The organism is Halorientalis sp. IM1011 (assembly GCF_001989615.1).
GTDB lineage: Archaea > Halobacteriota > Halobacteria > Halobacteriales > Haloarculaceae > Halorientalis.
In genome coordinates, this window is the sequence record NZ_CP019067.1 from 532,345 (window position 1) to 547,197 (window position 14,853).

At 67.1% G+C, this 14,853-nt stretch carries 13 protein-coding genes; 8 read left to right on the forward strand and 5 right to left on the reverse strand.

Annotated elements, in window-relative coordinates:
* Positions 1-9: 9 nt before the first annotated feature.
* The 3 genes from BV210_RS02675 to BV210_RS02685 all read left to right on the forward strand — a co-directional run bounded on the left by BV210_RS02675 (position 10) and on the right by BV210_RS02685 (position 6,174).
* The gene (locus BV210_RS02675; protein WP_077205149.1) at positions 10-1,335 is read left to right on the forward strand and encodes a HEAT repeat domain-containing protein; all 1,326 of its coding nucleotides are present in this window, start codon (positions 10-12) and stop codon (positions 1,333-1,335) included.
* Between the two features lie 63 nt (positions 1,336-1,398).
* Positions 1,399-4,461 carry an FAD-binding and (Fe-S)-binding domain-containing protein gene (locus tag BV210_RS02680; RefSeq protein ID WP_077205150.1) on the forward strand — a complete coding sequence of 1,021 codons (3,063 nt, stop codon included), beginning with the start codon at positions 1,399-1,401 and terminating at the stop codon, positions 4,459-4,461.
* A 51-nt stretch (positions 4,462-4,512) separates the two neighbouring features.
* Complete coding sequence (locus BV210_RS02685; RefSeq protein WP_084802546.1) at positions 4,513-6,174, forward strand: phosphatidylserine/phosphatidylglycerophosphate/cardiolipin synthase family protein; 1,662 nt, start codon at positions 4,513-4,515, stop codon at positions 6,172-6,174.
* A 46-nt stretch (positions 6,175-6,220) separates the two neighbouring features.
* On the opposite strand, the gene BV210_RS19655 is transcribed toward BV210_RS02685, so the two are convergent.
* The gene (locus tag BV210_RS19655; protein WP_157525775.1) at positions 6,221-6,370 is read right to left on the reverse strand and encodes a hypothetical protein; all 150 of its coding nucleotides are present in this window, start codon (positions 6,368-6,370) and stop codon (positions 6,221-6,223) included.
* A gap of 537 nt (positions 6,371-6,907) precedes the next feature.
* Here BV210_RS19655 and BV210_RS02690 point away from each other — a divergent pair.
* Entirely contained in the window at positions 6,908-7,144 is a 237-nt protein-coding gene (locus BV210_RS02690; protein WP_077205151.1) for a hypothetical protein, read from the forward strand.
* A 186-nt stretch (positions 7,145-7,330) separates the two neighbouring features.
* On the opposite strand, the gene BV210_RS02695 is transcribed toward BV210_RS02690, so the two are convergent.
* Positions 7,331-9,235, reverse strand: a complete 1,905-nt coding sequence (locus tag BV210_RS02695) for a DHH family phosphoesterase (protein WP_077205152.1) — start codon at positions 9,233-9,235, stop codon at positions 7,331-7,333.
* A 104-nt stretch (positions 9,236-9,339) separates the two neighbouring features.
* Between BV210_RS02695 and BV210_RS02700 the strand changes: the two genes are divergently transcribed.
* Both BV210_RS02700 and BV210_RS02705 read left to right on the forward strand, forming a co-directional pair.
* On the forward strand, positions 9,340-9,846 hold the full coding sequence (locus BV210_RS02700) for a Mov34/MPN/PAD-1 family protein (RefSeq protein ID WP_077205153.1): 507 nt from the start codon (positions 9,340-9,342) through the stop codon (positions 9,844-9,846).
* Entirely contained in the window at positions 9,843-10,274 is a 432-nt protein-coding gene (locus tag BV210_RS02705) for an adenylyltransferase/cytidyltransferase family protein (RefSeq protein ID WP_077205154.1), read from the forward strand. The genes BV210_RS02700 and BV210_RS02705 overlap by 4 nt, the downstream gene beginning before the upstream one ends.
* Positions 10,275-10,277: 3 nt before the next feature.
* Here BV210_RS02705 and BV210_RS02710 read toward each other — a convergent pair whose 3' ends face one another.
* Complete coding sequence (locus BV210_RS02710) at positions 10,278-10,658, reverse strand: pyridoxamine 5'-phosphate oxidase family protein (RefSeq protein ID WP_077205155.1); 381 nt, start codon at positions 10,656-10,658, stop codon at positions 10,278-10,280.
* A gap of 135 nt (positions 10,659-10,793) precedes the next feature.
* Between BV210_RS02710 and BV210_RS02715 the strand changes: the two genes are divergently transcribed.
* Positions 10,794-11,183 (forward strand): hypothetical protein, encoded by a 390-nt coding sequence (locus BV210_RS02715; RefSeq protein WP_157525777.1) that lies wholly within the window; start codon positions 10,794-10,796, stop codon positions 11,181-11,183.
* A gap of 102 nt (positions 11,184-11,285) precedes the next feature.
* On the opposite strand, the gene BV210_RS02720 is transcribed toward BV210_RS02715, so the two are convergent.
* Both BV210_RS02720 and ribH read right to left on the reverse strand, forming a co-directional pair.
* Positions 11,286-12,434, reverse strand: a complete 1,149-nt coding sequence (locus BV210_RS02720) for a pyridoxal phosphate-dependent aminotransferase (RefSeq protein ID WP_077205157.1) — start codon at positions 12,432-12,434, stop codon at positions 11,286-11,288.
* Entirely contained in the window at positions 12,431-12,832 is a 402-nt protein-coding gene (gene ribH / locus BV210_RS02725) for a 6,7-dimethyl-8-ribityllumazine synthase (protein ID WP_077205158.1), read from the reverse strand. The genes BV210_RS02720 and ribH overlap by 4 nt, the downstream gene beginning before the upstream one ends.
* Positions 12,833-12,957: 125 nt before the next feature.
* Between ribH and BV210_RS02730 the strand changes: the two genes are divergently transcribed.
* Entirely contained in the window at positions 12,958-14,832 is a 1,875-nt protein-coding gene (locus BV210_RS02730) for a flippase activity-associated protein Agl23 (RefSeq protein WP_077205159.1), read from the forward strand.
* Positions 14,833-14,853: the final 21 nt, after the last annotated feature.

Consider the following 14,853-nt stretch of genomic DNA (forward strand, 5'->3'; position numbering starts at 1 on the left):
TGGTCTGGTATGAGCAACGGCGACGCCGGGGACGGCGCGGACGAGACCGACGCCGAAACAGAATCCGAGGCCGCGGCGGAGAACGGCGGCGGGACGACCGACGTGCCCGCTGCCGACGCGGACGCCATCGGGGAGCGACTCGACTCGATCGAGGAGGACCTCGACGCCGCCGAGACCGAGGGAGACCTCGACGACGTCGAATCCGACCTCGACGCGACCGAGGAGGCCGTCGAGGGGCTGGCCCCCGACGACGAGGACGAGGAGGAAGACGAGGCGGTCGCCGACCTGCGGGACCGCCTCGACTCGCTCCGGAGCGATCTGGAGAGCCAGCGCGGCCCCTACGCCGAGGACGTGACCGAGACGGTCGAATCGGCCGCTGACACCGTCGAGACCACCGAGTGGACCGAGGACGGCGAACTCGAAGTCATCCCGGCCGTCGAGGAGTTCCTCGACACCGCCGGCAGCCAGCTCGTCGAGACCTTCGAGCCCGACAGCGAGTCGATAAACGATCTGGCGGCCGAACTCCGCACGGTGAGCGAGATCGTCACAGACACCGACCTCGACCCCGACGAGGACGAAGAGACCATCGAGACGCTTCTCGCGGCCGCCGAGGACCTCGAATCCGACCTCGAAGACGCCGAGGAGTGGGACGACCTCCTGGTTCGGGAACAACTCGCCGCACAGGGCTTTTACGACCCGCTCGACCCCGAGAACCGCAAGGACTACCCGGCCGAGTGGAACGCCATCAAGCTCCACGAGAAGGCGTACAAGGAGGGCGACGCGGAGGCCGTCGAGATGATCCTCCTCGGGCTGGAGAAGTTCGAGTCGGACTTCATGGAGGAGAACGTCCTCGATTCGCTCGAACGGATCGCCCCGCCCGAGGCGACCGACGATCTGCTGGCGATGGCCGAGAAGCGCAACAAGCAGGCTATCCGCATCCTCGGCCGCATCGGGGCCGAGGAGGCACTCGACACCATCGAGGAGTACGTCGAGGGCGGCGACGTGGCCCTCCGGAAGACGACCTTGCGAGCGGTCGGCGCCATCGGCGCGGAGCGCTCGACGCAGGTCGTCGCCGACCAGCTGGTCGCGGACGACCCCGAGGTCCGGTCGACGGCTGCCCGCGCGCTGGGCCTGATCGGTGACACCCGGGCCATCGATCCGCTGTCGGACGTGCTGGCCGACGACGACGCCGACGAGGTGCGGGCGAGCGCCGCGTGGGCGCTGAACGCCATCGGCACCGAGAGCGCCCGTGAGGCCGCCGCCGACTACGCCGACGACCGGTCCTACATCGTGCAGGTCGAAGCCGAGAAGGCCGTCGAGTCCACGTCGGCCTGATCCGTCGGTTCACCCCCGTTCCGCAACGCCAACGGTTTCTTTCCCGGGTCGCTATCCTCGTCCATGAGTTCCGAGTCGGGAGCCAGCGGTCCGTCGTCGGGCGACCCCAGTACCGACGACCGGGCGAACTACGACTACCGGGGCGGCGACGTGGCGCGGCCGGGCCTCGTCAGCGACCTCCAGCGACTGATCGACGGCGAGGTCCGCTTCGACGAGTACACCCGGGAGCAGTACGCGACCGACGCCTCAATCTACGCGGTGACGCCCGTCGGCGTCGTCTTCCCCACCTCGACCGCCGACGTGGCCGCCGTCGTCGAGTACTGCGCCGACCGCGGGATTCCCGTCCTGCCCCGCGGCGCGGGGACGAGCCTCGCCGGCCAGACCGTCAACCGGGCGGTCGTCCTCGACTTCTCGAAGCACATGGACGCTCTCCGCGAGATCGACCCGGAGAGCCGCCGCGCACGGGCACAGCCGGGGATCACACTCGGCCGCCTGAACGCCGCGCTGGCTGACGCGGATCTGAAGTTCGCCCCCGACCCGGCGTGGGGCGACAAGTCCGTACTGGGCGGGGCCATCGGCAACAACTCCACCGGCGCACACTCCCTGCAGTACGGGAAGACCGACGCCTACGTCGAGGCCTGCGAGGTCGTCCTCGCCGACGGTACCCGGACCACGTTCGAGCCAGTTCCAGTCGAGGACCTTGACAGATTGGCCGACTCCGATGGGAATCTCGAAGACCGGATCTACGCGGCGGTCCGGGACGTGCTGAACGACGAGGCCATCGCCGACGCCTACCCCGACCTCAAGCGCAACGTCTCGGGATACAACCTCGATTACGTGATCGAGCGCGCCCGCGAGGACGGCGTGGTCGACATGCCGGGCCTGCTCGCGGGCAGCGAGGGCACCCTCGCGGTCGTGACCGAGGCCGAAATCAGTCTGGAACCGGTCCCCGAGACGAAGGCGCTGGCACTCCTTCGGTACGACGACCTGCTCGAAGCGATGGAGGACGTGGAACCCATCCTCGACCACGACCCCGCCGCGGTCGAGGTGCTGGACGACGTGTTGCTGGATCTGGCCCGAGATACCTCCGAGTTCGGCGACCTCGTGGCCGAGATGGTCCCCGCGGGAACCGGCGCGGTCCTGCTCGTGGAGTTCTACGCCGAGAGCGACGAGGCGGGTCGGGAGAAGGTAGCCGACCTGCTCGCGGATCGATCGCCCGGGACCGGGACGCTCGCCGATCCGACGGATGGGCGGATCGAGACAGACGCGCAAGTTCGGGCCGCGTCGGCCGACGAGGCCCACGACGAGGGCGAGCGCGAGCAGTTCTGGAAGCTCCGGAAGTCGGGGCTGCCGATCCTGCTCGGACGAACGAGCGACGCGAAACACGTCGCGTTCGTCGAGGACACCGCCGTCCCGCCGGAGAACCTGCCGGAGTTCGTCGCCGACTTCCGCGAGGTCCTCTCGGCCCACGACACCTACGCGAGTTTCTACGCCCACGCGGGCCCGGGCGTCCTGCACATCCGGCCGCTGGTGAACACCAAGACGCAGGACGGCGTGGACCGGATGGAGTCCATCGCCGACGACGTGACCGACCTCGTCGTCGAGTACGGCGGCAGCGTCTCCGGCGAACACGGCGACGGCCGCGCCCGGACCCAGTGGAACCGCAAACTGTACGGCGAGGGGGTCTGGGAGACCTTTCGAACTCTGAAGACCGCCTTCGATCCCGACTGGCTCCTGAATCCGGGACAGGTCGTCTCCCGGCCCGACGAGCCGACGGACATGACCGAAAACCTCCGGTTCGATCCCGACTACGAGTTCGAGGCCGGGTTCGAACCCGCTCTGCAGTGGGACGAGGAGAACGGCCTGCAGGGCATGGCCGAACTCTGTCACGGCTGTGGCGGCTGTCGCGGCCACCAGGACACGACCGGCGGCGTCATGTGTCCGACCTACCGGGCCGCCGAAGAGGAGTCGCTGTCGACGCGGGGCCGGGCGAACTCCCTCCGGCGAGCGATGTCCGGTGAACTGCCCGACGACGAGCAGTTCTCCGAGGAGTTCGTCACCGAGGTGCTCGACCTCTGTATCGGCTGCAAGGGGTGTGCACACGACTGTCCGAGCGAGGTCGACATGGCGAAGCTGAAAGCCGAGTTGACCCACGAACACCACCAGCGCGAGGGGGCAAGCCTGCGGGACCGCCTGTTCGCCAACGTCGACACGCTGTCGGCAGTGGGGAGCGCGCTGGCCCCGCTGTCGAACCTCGCCCAGAAGGTCCCAGGCACTCGGGCCGTCGCCGAGAAGACGCTGGGCATCGCCCGCGAACGGACGCTCCCGACCTTCCGGCGGGGGACCTTCGTGAAGTGGGACCGCCAGCGGGCCAGTGATGTCTCGGCTGAGAACGCCGAGCGACGCGTTCTCCTCCTCCCCGACACCTATACCAACTACAGCCGCCCGGAGGCAGGGAAGGCAGCCGTCGAGGTACTCGAAGCCGCGAACGTCCACGTCGAGGTCCCGACGAAACTGACCGACAGCGGGCGCGCGGCCTTCTCGAAGGGCTTTCTGGAGAAAGCCCGCGAGACCGCCCGCGATAACGTGGCCGAACTGGCTCCACGGGTCGAGGACGGCTGGGAGATCGTGGTCGTCGAGCCCTCCGACGCGGTGATGTACCAGTCCGACTATCTGGACTTGCTGGGCGACACCGACGATTCCGCGGCCGCCGAGACCGTCGCCGAGAACGCCTACGGCGTCCTCGAATATCTCGATGTGCACAGGCTGGACGACGGCATCGCGTTCGACGCGCCCGGGGAATCCCTGACCTACCACGGCCACTGCCACCAGAAGGCGACGGCCAAGGACCACCACGCGGTGGGCGTCCTCCGGCGGGCTGGCTACCACGTCGACCCGCTGGACTCGGGCTGTTGTGGCATGGCCGGCTCCTTCGGCTACGAGGCCGAACACTACTCGATGAGTCGCGCTATCGGCCAGATTCTATTCGACCAGGTCCAAGACAGCGACGGCGAGCGGGTCGTCGCGCCCGGCGCATCCTGCCGGACGCAACTGGGCGACCGTCCCGGTGCCGACGCGGAACCGCCCCACCCGATCGAGTCGGTCGCCGCAGCCCTGTCCGACTGATTCGATATCGCGGCCGAAGGTTTATCCAGGAATACGAGACCACCTGCCCCCGTGTCTCCCCGCAGCGCCGTACTCGCCGCACTCGTCCTGTTCGCGGCCGGAATTCCGGCTCTCGCCGCGTCAGCACCGGCGACGAGCGGACCAGCTCCGCCGGCGGAGTCGACACGGCCGCCAGCGCCCGCCAACGCAACCCCACCGACGTTCGCGGCCGTCTACCCGAATCCAGTCCCCGACGGCGATGCTGGGGAGTTCGTGGTACTCGACGCTGCTGAGCCGACCCGGCTGGGGAACTACACGCTCTCGGACGGAGAGGACACGGTTGCGCTCCCGAACGTTACCGTCGAGGGGCGTGTCGCGCTCACGACGGCGCCGAATCTGACGCGAACCCGGACGGACGCGGAGATCGTCGCCCTCGACCAGGGGTTAGCGCTCGCCAACACCGGTGACCGCGTCACGCTCGCACGCGGGGGCGAATCCGTCGCCGAACTGACGTACACGGACGCACCGGAGGGGGAACTCGCGACGCCGAACGGCGACGGGGTGGCCTGGCAGCCGGTCGGCGCGACGGAGTTTCCGGTCGTTGCCGCCACGGGCGAGTCGGCGCGTGCGTTCGTCCTCCCCGACGGCGGATCGGTCCCGGCGGAGACCCTCGCCGACGCCGAGAAACGGATCCTGCTGGCCGGGTACACGCTTACGTCCGAACGGATCAGGGCGGAACTCGTCGCCGCCAACCGTCGTGGCGTCGAGGTTCGGGTCCTCGCGGACGGCAGTCCGGTCGGCGGGTTGACCCGGCGGTCGGCCCGGATGTTCGATTCCCTCACCGAACGCGGCATCGACGTGACCGTTCTCTCGGGTGCACCCGCTCGCTACGAGTTCCACCACGCGAAGTACGCCGTCGTCGACGACCGGGCGCTGGTGACGACGGAGAACTGGAAGGCGGCCGGCACCGGTGGTCACGCCAGCCGCGGCTGGGGTGCCGTCGTGAGCGCGGATCGGATCGTAGCGGCGCTCAATCGAACGTTCCACGCCGACGCGAGCGGGCTGGACGCCCGATCCTGGCCACAGTTCAGGGCCGGAAAGCGCTTCGAGCCGGCCGACGGACCGCCCGCGAACGAGACGTATCCGAATACCGTCGATCCGCGGCGGTTCAGTCCCGACTCAGTCGAGTTGCTCCGTGCGCCCGACAACGCGGAGCGCCGACTGGTGACCCTCCTCCGGAACGCCGACGAGAGCGTTCGGATCCAGCAGGTCTCCATCGGGAGCCGCCGACAACCGTTCCTGCGGGCGACCGTCGCGGCCGCCCGACGGGGCGTCGACGTGCAGATCCTGCTCGCCGGAGCCTGGTACGTCGAGGAGGACAATCGCGAGCTGGTGGACTGGCTAAACGACCTCGCCGCGCGTGAGGGGATTCCGCTGTCGGCCCGGGTCGCCGACCCGAACGGTCGATTCGAGAAGATTCACGCGAAGGGCGTGATCGTCGACGACGAGCAAGTATTGGTCGGATCCTTGAACTGGAACAACCACTCCGCACGACAGAATCGCGAGGTGGCCGTCCTGCTCGAAGGCGAGGGCGTCGCCGGCTACTTCGCGGACGTGTTCCGGGCCGACTGGCAGGGCGGCGACTGGCGGTTGCCGGCCGGCGTAGTGCTGGCGGTCGCGCTGGCCGCGCTGGCGGCCGTGCTGGTCGGAAGACGCTTCGAGTTCGAGGGCTGACGGGCGAGCCGAACGCGGCTCGTAAATCACTATTCGCGATAGGAAATTACGGTCCGGGCGCCACGTTGGTCAACTGTCGGAGCGACTCGCGGAGATCGACGACGAGGTTGTACTTCGAGACCGCGATGGCGTGAGCCTGGGACCCCTGGGGGAGGGAGTTGAGTTCGGCTGTGGCCTGCTGTTGCTGGGCGATCAACTGCTGGTCCAGTTCGGCGAGTCGGTTCCGGAATCCAGACGACGGTGTCGACTGGGCGGGTGTCGGGTTGGTCGTTTGCTGTTGCCCTGGAGGTTGTGTCGGTTGTACGGACTGTTGTGTACGTTGTGGTTGACCACTGGTATACGACTGTGGCTGGGTCGACTCCTGCCCGCCGGGCGGCGCGGCAGACGTTTCTGGCCCTGGTCTACTGTGTCCCTGCGAGTGCTGCGGCGGTTGCCGGGGGGACTGCTGCCGAGGTTGGTGTGATGACTGTTGCGATGAATGCTGCGGAGGCTGTTGCGATGATTGCTGTGGTGACTGCTGGGAGGAATGCTGTGGAGACCGTTGCGAGGATGGCTGTGGAGGCTGTCGCGGTGGCTGCCGGGGAGCGTTTCCGCCGGTGTCGGGTTGTTGCGGTGCCGAACCCGTACTCGACGGTCCGGCCCGGGATCGGGAGACCGGCTCACCGGTCACTGGCCCGGGTGACTCGGCCTGGTCGGTAGCCTCGGCCCCTGTGAGGCGATCCGCGAACGGCCAGTGGCCATCGACGGCGTCGTCCGCCAGGTCCGAGCGGTACTGGTCGACCAGTTCCGGATCGTGTGCGTCCGTGAGCTCCTCGAACGGGAGTTTCTCGTCGTCGTCGTCGCCCGCCATCGAGCGCCTGATGTCGGACGCGTACCCACGGGACGAGCCGGTGAGGTCACTCACGTCCGTCGTCTTTCCCTCGGGTCCGACGGCGATCCAGGCGTTGATCAGCCGCTCCTTTTTCGATAAGTCCGCCCCACGGTCGTCGTCGCTGTCGCTCATGGCCCCCGGTTCCGTCCGGCCACGTTTCGTTATTGGTCGCGTAGTCGGCATAAGCCGACGCAAACCCGGCGGTAACTGGTGAGTGTCGGCCGACGAGAAAGAGGGAAATCGAGTAAGCGGCGCCCAATTGGATCGTCGTACCGCAAGCGCGGATTACTCGTCGGGCAGCGTCGCGGCGAGATCCTCGTCGAGTTCCGCGTCGGCCATCTTCTCGACCAGCGCCGAGATGACCTCCTCGCGCATCCCCTCGACGAACTTGATCGACCCGACGACGAGATGGCCGCCGCCGGAGACGCCACCGCCGTCGATCTCGTCGACGAGTTCCTCGACCATCTCCGGAATGTCCAGCCGAACGCCGTCCGATCGGAGGACGGCGAAGTCCGGTCCGTAGCCGATCGTGATGACCGGGTCACCGGTCTCCTCGACTTTCCGGTCGTGAATCTCGCCCGTCGTCTTCCCCGGCGCGGGGTAGGTGAAGCGATGGGCGTAGTTCTCCACGTCGATCCGGTAGAGATGGGCGTCGTTGTCCAGGCGCTCGTGTTCGACGTGGCTCATCGCGGCGTCGAGCTGTTCGTCCACGTCACGCTCGGCCCGCGATGCCAGGAACTCGACCAGTTCCTCGTGACGCTCCCGGTCGTCACAGGCGACGTTGAGGGCGTCGTTGATGAGTTCGCGCCCGTCGTTGTACTTCAGCCAGAAGGTGGCGTAGTCCAGCGCCTCGCCCACGTCCCGGAGGTCGGCCTCGGTGTAGCCCTTCTCGGCAGCGAGGTCGAGGTAGTCGTCCATCGCTTCGGCCTGCGATCGGTCGGCGAGCCCCGCAACCGCGGGGACGTGACCGAGTTCCTCCGTGAGGGACGGGTCGATCATGCGCGCGAGTTCGACCGACATCATCCCGGTCGTGATCCGGTAGTCCTCGTCGTGGAGGTAGGGATTGACGTGTTCGTCGACCAGCGGTCCGACAGCGTCGGGGTCGGGGTGGTGGTGGTCGACGACGACGATCGGTACGTCGTAGTGAGCGAGATTCCGGTAGGCCGGCGTGTCCTCCTCTGTCGACCCGTTGTCCAGCATCAGGAGGAGCGGGAGCTTCTGTCCGTGGCGCTTGCGGTTCTCCAGCGCGAAGTTGAGGTCCCGCGTTACGTCTTCCATCTCGTAGAAGGGAGCCTTGCTGGGGAGGCGCTTGAGCAGGTGTCGCGGTGCGTCAGGGTCGTGGTGATGCTCGGCGATGAATCGTTCCAGTGCCAGCTGGAGCGGCACCGACGCACAGAGACCGTCACCGTCGGCGTGGTGACGCATCCGGATCGGTCGGCCCTCGAGTACGGCCTCACGGAGCCGCTGGGCGACCTGCTCCAGATCGGGCCGGAGCTTCTCGAAGGCTTCCCACTCGACGAGCGGTTCGATATCGTTCGGTTCGGCATACTCCGCGAGCGCGCCGTCGAGGCGGTCCCGGGCCGCGTCGGCGGCGTCGCCCTCGTATCGCTCGAGATCCTCGACCTCGATCTGGATGGCCGCCTCGCGCATCTCGGCGCGGCCGGTGATCCGGACCACGTCGGCGAGTTCGATCTCGGGGTAGGCCCTGACGCCGGCCTCCTCGAAGGCCGCACAGGGGACGACGCCGGACTCGTCGCGGACGTGGAAGATGGTCGGCCCACCGGTCTGTTTGATCTGGACGACTTCACCTTCGAGGGTGACGGTCGACCCGACGACGTCTTCGAGGTCGGCGACGGGGACCGATTCGCCGGCGTCGACGCGTTCGGTCTCGTAGTCGGCGAGTTCGACCTCCTCGAAGCTCACGTCGCCGTCCTCGCGGACCTCGGAGAGTTCGACGAGCAACTCGTCGCCGACTTCGTAGGTGCCCAGCAGATTCGATTCGTGGACGAGGCCGGAGAGGCCGTCGGTAACGTCGACGAACACGCCGTAGGCCACGACGCCGTTGACCGTCGCGTGGTAGTACGCGCCGCGATCGACGTCGTCGAGCGAACAGCCGTCAGCGAGGTCGTAAACCGTAGGAACCCCGTCGGCGGAGACCTCCGCCCCGTCATCGGGAGTGGATGGAGACATTTGACTGCGATTCGGCGCTCGCGCGTTTTAACCTTTGGAAACGCTGACGGGTCGGTCCCGGCGCATCCGGAACGCTTAGAAGGCAACCGACCCCAGACTGTGGCATGCGGCTGTTCCGGTCGGGCGAAATCCTCGGGATCGCCGAACAAGCCCTGGAGTTCGCGCTGGAAGCCTCCGAGGACGCACACCCCAACGAGTACATGGGCCTCCTCAGAGGAGAGAGCGCCCGCAACGTCGGCCTCGAACGCGACGGCACCGTCATCACCGACGTGCTCGTCATCCCGGGCACCGAGTCCAACCCCGTCAGCGCCACCGTCAAGACGAACATGGTCCCCAACGACATGCGCGCAGCCGGGTCGGTCCACTCCCATCCCAACGGCGTCCTCCGCCCGAGCGACGCCGACCTCCAGACGTTCAACAAGGGGAAGGTCCACATCATCGTCGGCGCACCCTACGGCAAGACCGACTGGAAGGCCTTCGACCAGGAAGGGAACCCCAGGGATCTGGACGTGATCGACATCGACCTCCCCGAGGAGGAGTTCTTCGACTTCACGCAGGCCGACATCGACGCCGAGTTGCGCGACGAGGAGTTCGACGGGGGCTTCAGATGACGACCGTCGTCGCACAGGGGACCTTCGACATCCTCCACCCCGGCCACGTCCACTACCTCGAAGAAGCCGCCGGGATGGGCGAGGAACTCCACGTCATCGTCGCCCGCCGGGAGAACGTGACTCACAAGGAGCAACCCATCCTCTCCAATCGCCAGCGTCGGGACATGGTGGCGGCGCTGGAGGCAGTCGACGAGGCCCGCGTGGGCCACCCCGAGGACTTCTTCGTCCCGATCCGCGAGATCGACCCCGACGTGATCGCGCTTGGCTTCGACCAGCACCACGACGAGGAGCAGCTCGCGGGGGCGCTCGCCGACGCCGGCCTCGACTGCCGGGTCGAGCGCGCCTCCGGCCGGGAGGAAGTCCGCGACGACGAACTCCTCTCGACGGGGAAGATCATCGACCGGGTCTGTACGGAGCGCTGTGACTGACGCTCAGTAGGTCCAGTAGTCGACCGATCCCACCTCGATCCGGACCCCGGTATTTTCCTCCCAGGCGTCGTCGTCAGCGCCGTACTTCTCGTTGAGGCGACGGTTGATCCGCTCACTCTCGGAGGTGACGACGTCCGCCGTCCCGCGGACGGTCATCCCCCACTGCGGGTCGCCGTCCTCGTCCTTCTGGATCGAGAGCGCGACGGCGGGGTTCTGGCGGATGTTTTCGAGTTTCTCGCCGGTCGTCGCGATCTCGAATCGCCCCTTCCGGTAGACGTACCAGATCGGCGCGGCGTGGGGTCGGCTGTCCCGGCAGGTCGCGAGGTGGGCCACGAGCGGTTCGCCGGTGAGCAGGTCTTCGGCCTCGTCGGGAACGTTGGCCATACGTCCGGTTCGACGTCCACCCACCTGAATCTGGTTCCGATCTCGCGAGTACAGCAAATATCGCTATAGTAAACGTGTTCCACTCCGTGACATCTTCACCAAAATTGATACGACAACAGGAAGGAACGTCAGCCGATGATCCCCCTGAGCCCCGTCGCATTTGTACTACCCCTCCTCCTGGCGGGTGTGTCGACCGGGGTCTGGACGTACTACGACGCCTCGAGCCGGAATGCGGTGTATGCAGGGAGCATCGCAACTATCGTCACGGTGTTCGTCCCGGCGGTTCTGGTGTACCTGTACTATCGGAACCGAATCGGGCCGCGAACGCAGAACCGCAGTACTGCCGAAAACGTCGCAGGTGCGATCGCCGTCGGGAGTCTGACCGCGGTGATACTCGGGCAGTTCGTCGCACCACCGGATGCCGGAACCCTCGGACTGGCTCAGATATCTCTCCTCCCAGTCGGGATCGCCTTCGGGTTTCTGTGGGTCTGCGAGATCTCGCCCCGGATTCTCGAGGCAACGTAGGGTGTCACCGTCGCCGATGTGTTGCCGTGTCTCCGTCACGAGGTGAGGGATACTCGCCAGTGATGGGCGATTGCGGCAGGAAAATCGGGGGCGGACCGCTCGTTAGATGTAGCCGTTCTCGGCCAGTCGCTCGACGCCTTCCTGCAGGCGCTCCTTGCTCGCGGCGTAGGAGAGCCGCGCGTAGCCGGGGGTGCCGAACGCGCTCCCGGGCACCGTCGCGACGTGGGCGTCCTCGATAGCTCCCTCACACCACGATTGATCGTCGTCGTCCACGGGCAGCATCATGTAGAACGCGCCGTCGCCGACGGGCACGTCGACGCCGTGGTCGGCGAACAGGTCGGCGAGCATGTCCCGCCGTTCCTCGAAGGCGTCGCGCATCTCCACGACGGCCTCGTCGGTGTTCTCCAGGGCCTCGACGCCCGCGTGCTGGACGAAGTTCACGGCACATGAGACCGAGTGGCTGTGGAGTTTGCCGGCCTGGGAGATCAGTTCCTCGGGACCGGCGAAGTAGCCGAGCCGCCAGCCGGTCATGGCGTAGGCCTTCGAGAAGCCGTTGACCGTGATCGTCCGGTCGGCCATGCCGTCGAGGGTACCGAGACTCGTCGGCTCGACGCCGTAGGTGATCTCCTTGTAGATCTCGTCCGAGATCACCGTGATGTCGTGTTCGACAGCCAGATCCCGGACCCCTTCGAGGGCGGTGTCGGAGTAGACCGCGCCGGTCGGGTTCGACGGGGAGTTGACGACCAGCAGTTCGGTGTCGTCGGAGACGGCGTCGCCGAGGGCGTCCAGTGCGGGTTCGAGCTGGAAGTCGTGGGGCGAGAGGTCGACCCGCGAGAGCGAGCCGCCGGCCATCTTGACCATCGCCTCGTAGGAGACCCACGCCGGGTCGAGCAGGCAGACCTCGTCCCCGTCGTCGATCAGGCTCATGAAGATCTCGAACAGAGCCTGCTTGCCGCCGGGAGTGACGATGATCTCGTCGGTGTCGTGATCGAGGCCGTCGGCGGCGAGTTTGTCGGCGATGGCCCCTTTCAGTTCGGGGATGCCGTTCGAGGACGTGTAGCCGGTGTGGCCGGCTTCCAGTGCTTGCTCGCCGGCGTCTTTGACGTTCTGTGGGGTGTCGAAGTCGGGTTCGCCGACCGAGAGGTCGACGACGTCGACGCCGTCGGCTTCGAGTTCGGCGGCGAGGTTGCTGATCGCGAGGGTCGCGCTCGGTTCCACTCGTTGTACGCGGGATGCGAAGTCCATAGTCATAGTTCCTCCACGAGGTCGACGGCTCCGTCCAGTGCGGCGGCACCGTAGTCGGTGCGGGCGCGGGCTTCGTCCATGCTCATGCCGGGGCCGGTGACGCCGAGCGTCACGGGCGTGTCCCGATCGAGACTCACGTCGGTCAGCCCCTGGGCCATGGCGTTGCCGATCACCTGGTCGTGGTCGGTGTCGCCGGACTTGATCGCGCCGACGACGGCCACCGCGTCCACGTCGTCCCGGCGTGCCAGCCGGTCGGCGGCCAGCGGCGAGTCGTACGCGCCGGGAACGTGGACTGTCTCGACGATCTCCACGCCCAACTCGTCGGCGCGCGCCTTCGCGGCCGCCTCCATCTCCTCGGTGACGTCGCGGTTGAACTCCGCGACCACCAGTCCGAGCCGTACCATGTGTCCGCGATAGCAACCGCGACCTAAAGAAATACCGTTCGGCGGTCGCACCATCCTGTCCGCCGCGAGAGAGTGTTCGTTTGCAACCAGAAGGATTCTAAATCCCCGGCCAGACTGCATCCACAATGGCAACGGCCGACGACGATTCCGCGACGGAGCCCGCCGCCCAGCCGTCCGAGTCCGCCCTCCCCACCTGGTTCGGCGTCGACCGCCTCCTGCTGGTCGTCGCCGCCATCACCGCCTTCGCGCTGTTCGCCCGCTTCCTGCTCCTCGGCGAGCGGATCGCCCACTGGGACGAGGGCCGCGTCGGCTGGTGGATCCTCCAGTACCTCCACACCGGCGACTACGCCTATCGCGGGATCATCCACGGCCCGTTCTACCACCACGTCAACAGCCTCCTGTTCAGCGTCTTCGGTGCCAGCGACTTCACGATGCGAGCGATAGTGGCACTGCTCGGCGGACTGACGCCGCTGGCAGCGCTCGGCCTCCGGCATCGCCTCCGGGATATCGAGGTCGTCTTGCTCGCGCTCTTTCTGACCGCCAATCCCATCCTGCTGTACTACTCGCGGTTCATGCGGGGCGACCCCATCGTCGCCTTCTTCATGTTCGGGGCGGTCGTCGCCTTCGTCCGGCTGATCGACTTCAGGCAACCACGATACCTGTTTCTGGGCGTCGGAGCCTTCGCGCTCGCGCTGACCGCCAAGGAGAACGCGCTGATCTACCCGGTCACCTGGATCGGGGCCCTCGTTCTGTTGCTCGATCACCGCCTGTTCCTCGCACGCGAGGGCGAACCCGCGTGGACGACTATTCTGAAGGACCGTCTCGTCGGCTTCGTCTACGGCGTCTGGAACTGGCTCCACTGGATCCTGCTGGCGGTCGTCGAGTTCTTCGCGATCATCGTGTTCTTCTACGGACCGCGGGACGGCGATCCTGGCGACGTGGGCCTGTACAACGCCATCGGGGGAGCCGACCTCGGGATGTTCGTCACCGTCGTCGACCGCGCCATCGTCGGCTCGTGGAAGGAGTTCTACGGACTGTGGATCGGCGAAGACATGCAGAGTCACGCCTACCTCCCGTATCTCGGTGACTTCGCCGAAACGCTAGGCTACGGCGCGCTCGCACTCTGTGTCTTCGCGGTGATCGGATTCGTCGTCGACCGATACACGGGCGAGCGACCGCGTGACCTCGTGGCCTTCTCGTTTTACTGTGGGTTCGTCTCGATTCTGGGGTATCCCATCGTCACTGACATCCAGGCCCCGTGGGCGACGATGCACGCCGTGGTGCCGCTGGCGATTCCCGCGGCGGTCGGACTCGCACTCGTTCTCCGGTGGGGTCGGGACGCCGTCGCCGACGACGACCCGGTCGCGATGGGCGCGGCCGCTGTCGTGGTGATCGTCGCGGTCAGCTTCGTCGTCGGCATGGGTGTCTACGGGGTGTATCTCGCCCCACAGGCCCAGGAGGGGGAGAACGCCCTGGTCCAGTACGCACAGCCGGGCGACGACGTGCGCCCCGCGCTGGACAGTATGGAGCGGGCCGTCGACGCGAACGAGGGAACCGACGTGTTGTTCTACGGGGACTTCTTCGTCGACGGGGGGACGAACGGGACGACGGACTTCGTCTACGACGGCTACCCGCGGGACTCCCAGCTGGTCCCGAAATCTGAGCGAGGGATCACCCTCTCGCCCGCGTGTGCGGACTGGTTCAACTCCCTGCCGCTCCCGTGGTATCTCAACAAATCCGGGGCGGAGGTGGGCTGTGCGGACGGCTCCCCCGACCTCGAAGCCGCTGCCGAATCCGAGCCACCGATCGTTATCGTTCGCGCCCACGACGAGGACGACGAGGACAACGCGGTCAACGAGGAGCGACAGGCCCGTGAGCAGTTCCCGGAGTACTGGAGTGCGACCTACGAACTCCGGACCTACGGGACCGAGACCGTCTTCCTCATCCACCCCGACTACGTGGGCGAGGTGAACGCGTCGGCGACGCCGCCGGACGCGTAAGTCCGTCCCTCGCCGCCCCGC

Excerpts from the sequence above, each read along its gene's own strand:
- BV210_RS02715 (WP_157525777.1), top strand. The coding sequence starts at position 10,794 with ATGATCCCCCTGAGCCCCGTCGCATTTGTACTACCCCTCCTCCTGGCG.
- BV210_RS02705 (WP_077205154.1), top strand. The coding sequence starts at position 9,843 with ATGACGACCGTCGTCGCACAGGGGACCTTCGACATCCTCCACCCCGGC.
- BV210_RS02695 (WP_077205152.1), bottom strand. The coding sequence starts at position 9,235 with ATGTCTCCATCCACTCCCGATGACGGGGCGGAGGTCTCCGCCGACGGG.
- ribH (WP_077205158.1), bottom strand. The coding sequence starts at position 12,832 with ATGGTACGGCTCGGACTGGTGGTCGCGGAGTTCAACCGCGACGTCACC.
- BV210_RS02675 (WP_077205149.1), top strand. The coding sequence starts at position 10 with ATGAGCAACGGCGACGCCGGGGACGGCGCGGACGAGACCGACGCCGAA.
- BV210_RS02700 (WP_077205153.1), top strand. The coding sequence starts at position 9,340 with ATGCGGCTGTTCCGGTCGGGCGAAATCCTCGGGATCGCCGAACAAGCC.
- BV210_RS02730 (WP_077205159.1), top strand. The coding sequence starts at position 12,958 with ATGGCAACGGCCGACGACGATTCCGCGACGGAGCCCGCCGCCCAGCCG.
- BV210_RS02710 (WP_077205155.1), bottom strand. The coding sequence starts at position 10,658 with ATGGCCAACGTTCCCGACGAGGCCGAAGACCTGCTCACCGGCGAACCG.
- BV210_RS02680 (WP_077205150.1), top strand. The coding sequence starts at position 1,399 with ATGAGTTCCGAGTCGGGAGCCAGCGGTCCGTCGTCGGGCGACCCCAGT.
- BV210_RS02720 (WP_077205157.1), bottom strand. The coding sequence starts at position 12,434 with ATGACTATGGACTTCGCATCCCGCGTACAACGAGTGGAACCGAGCGCG.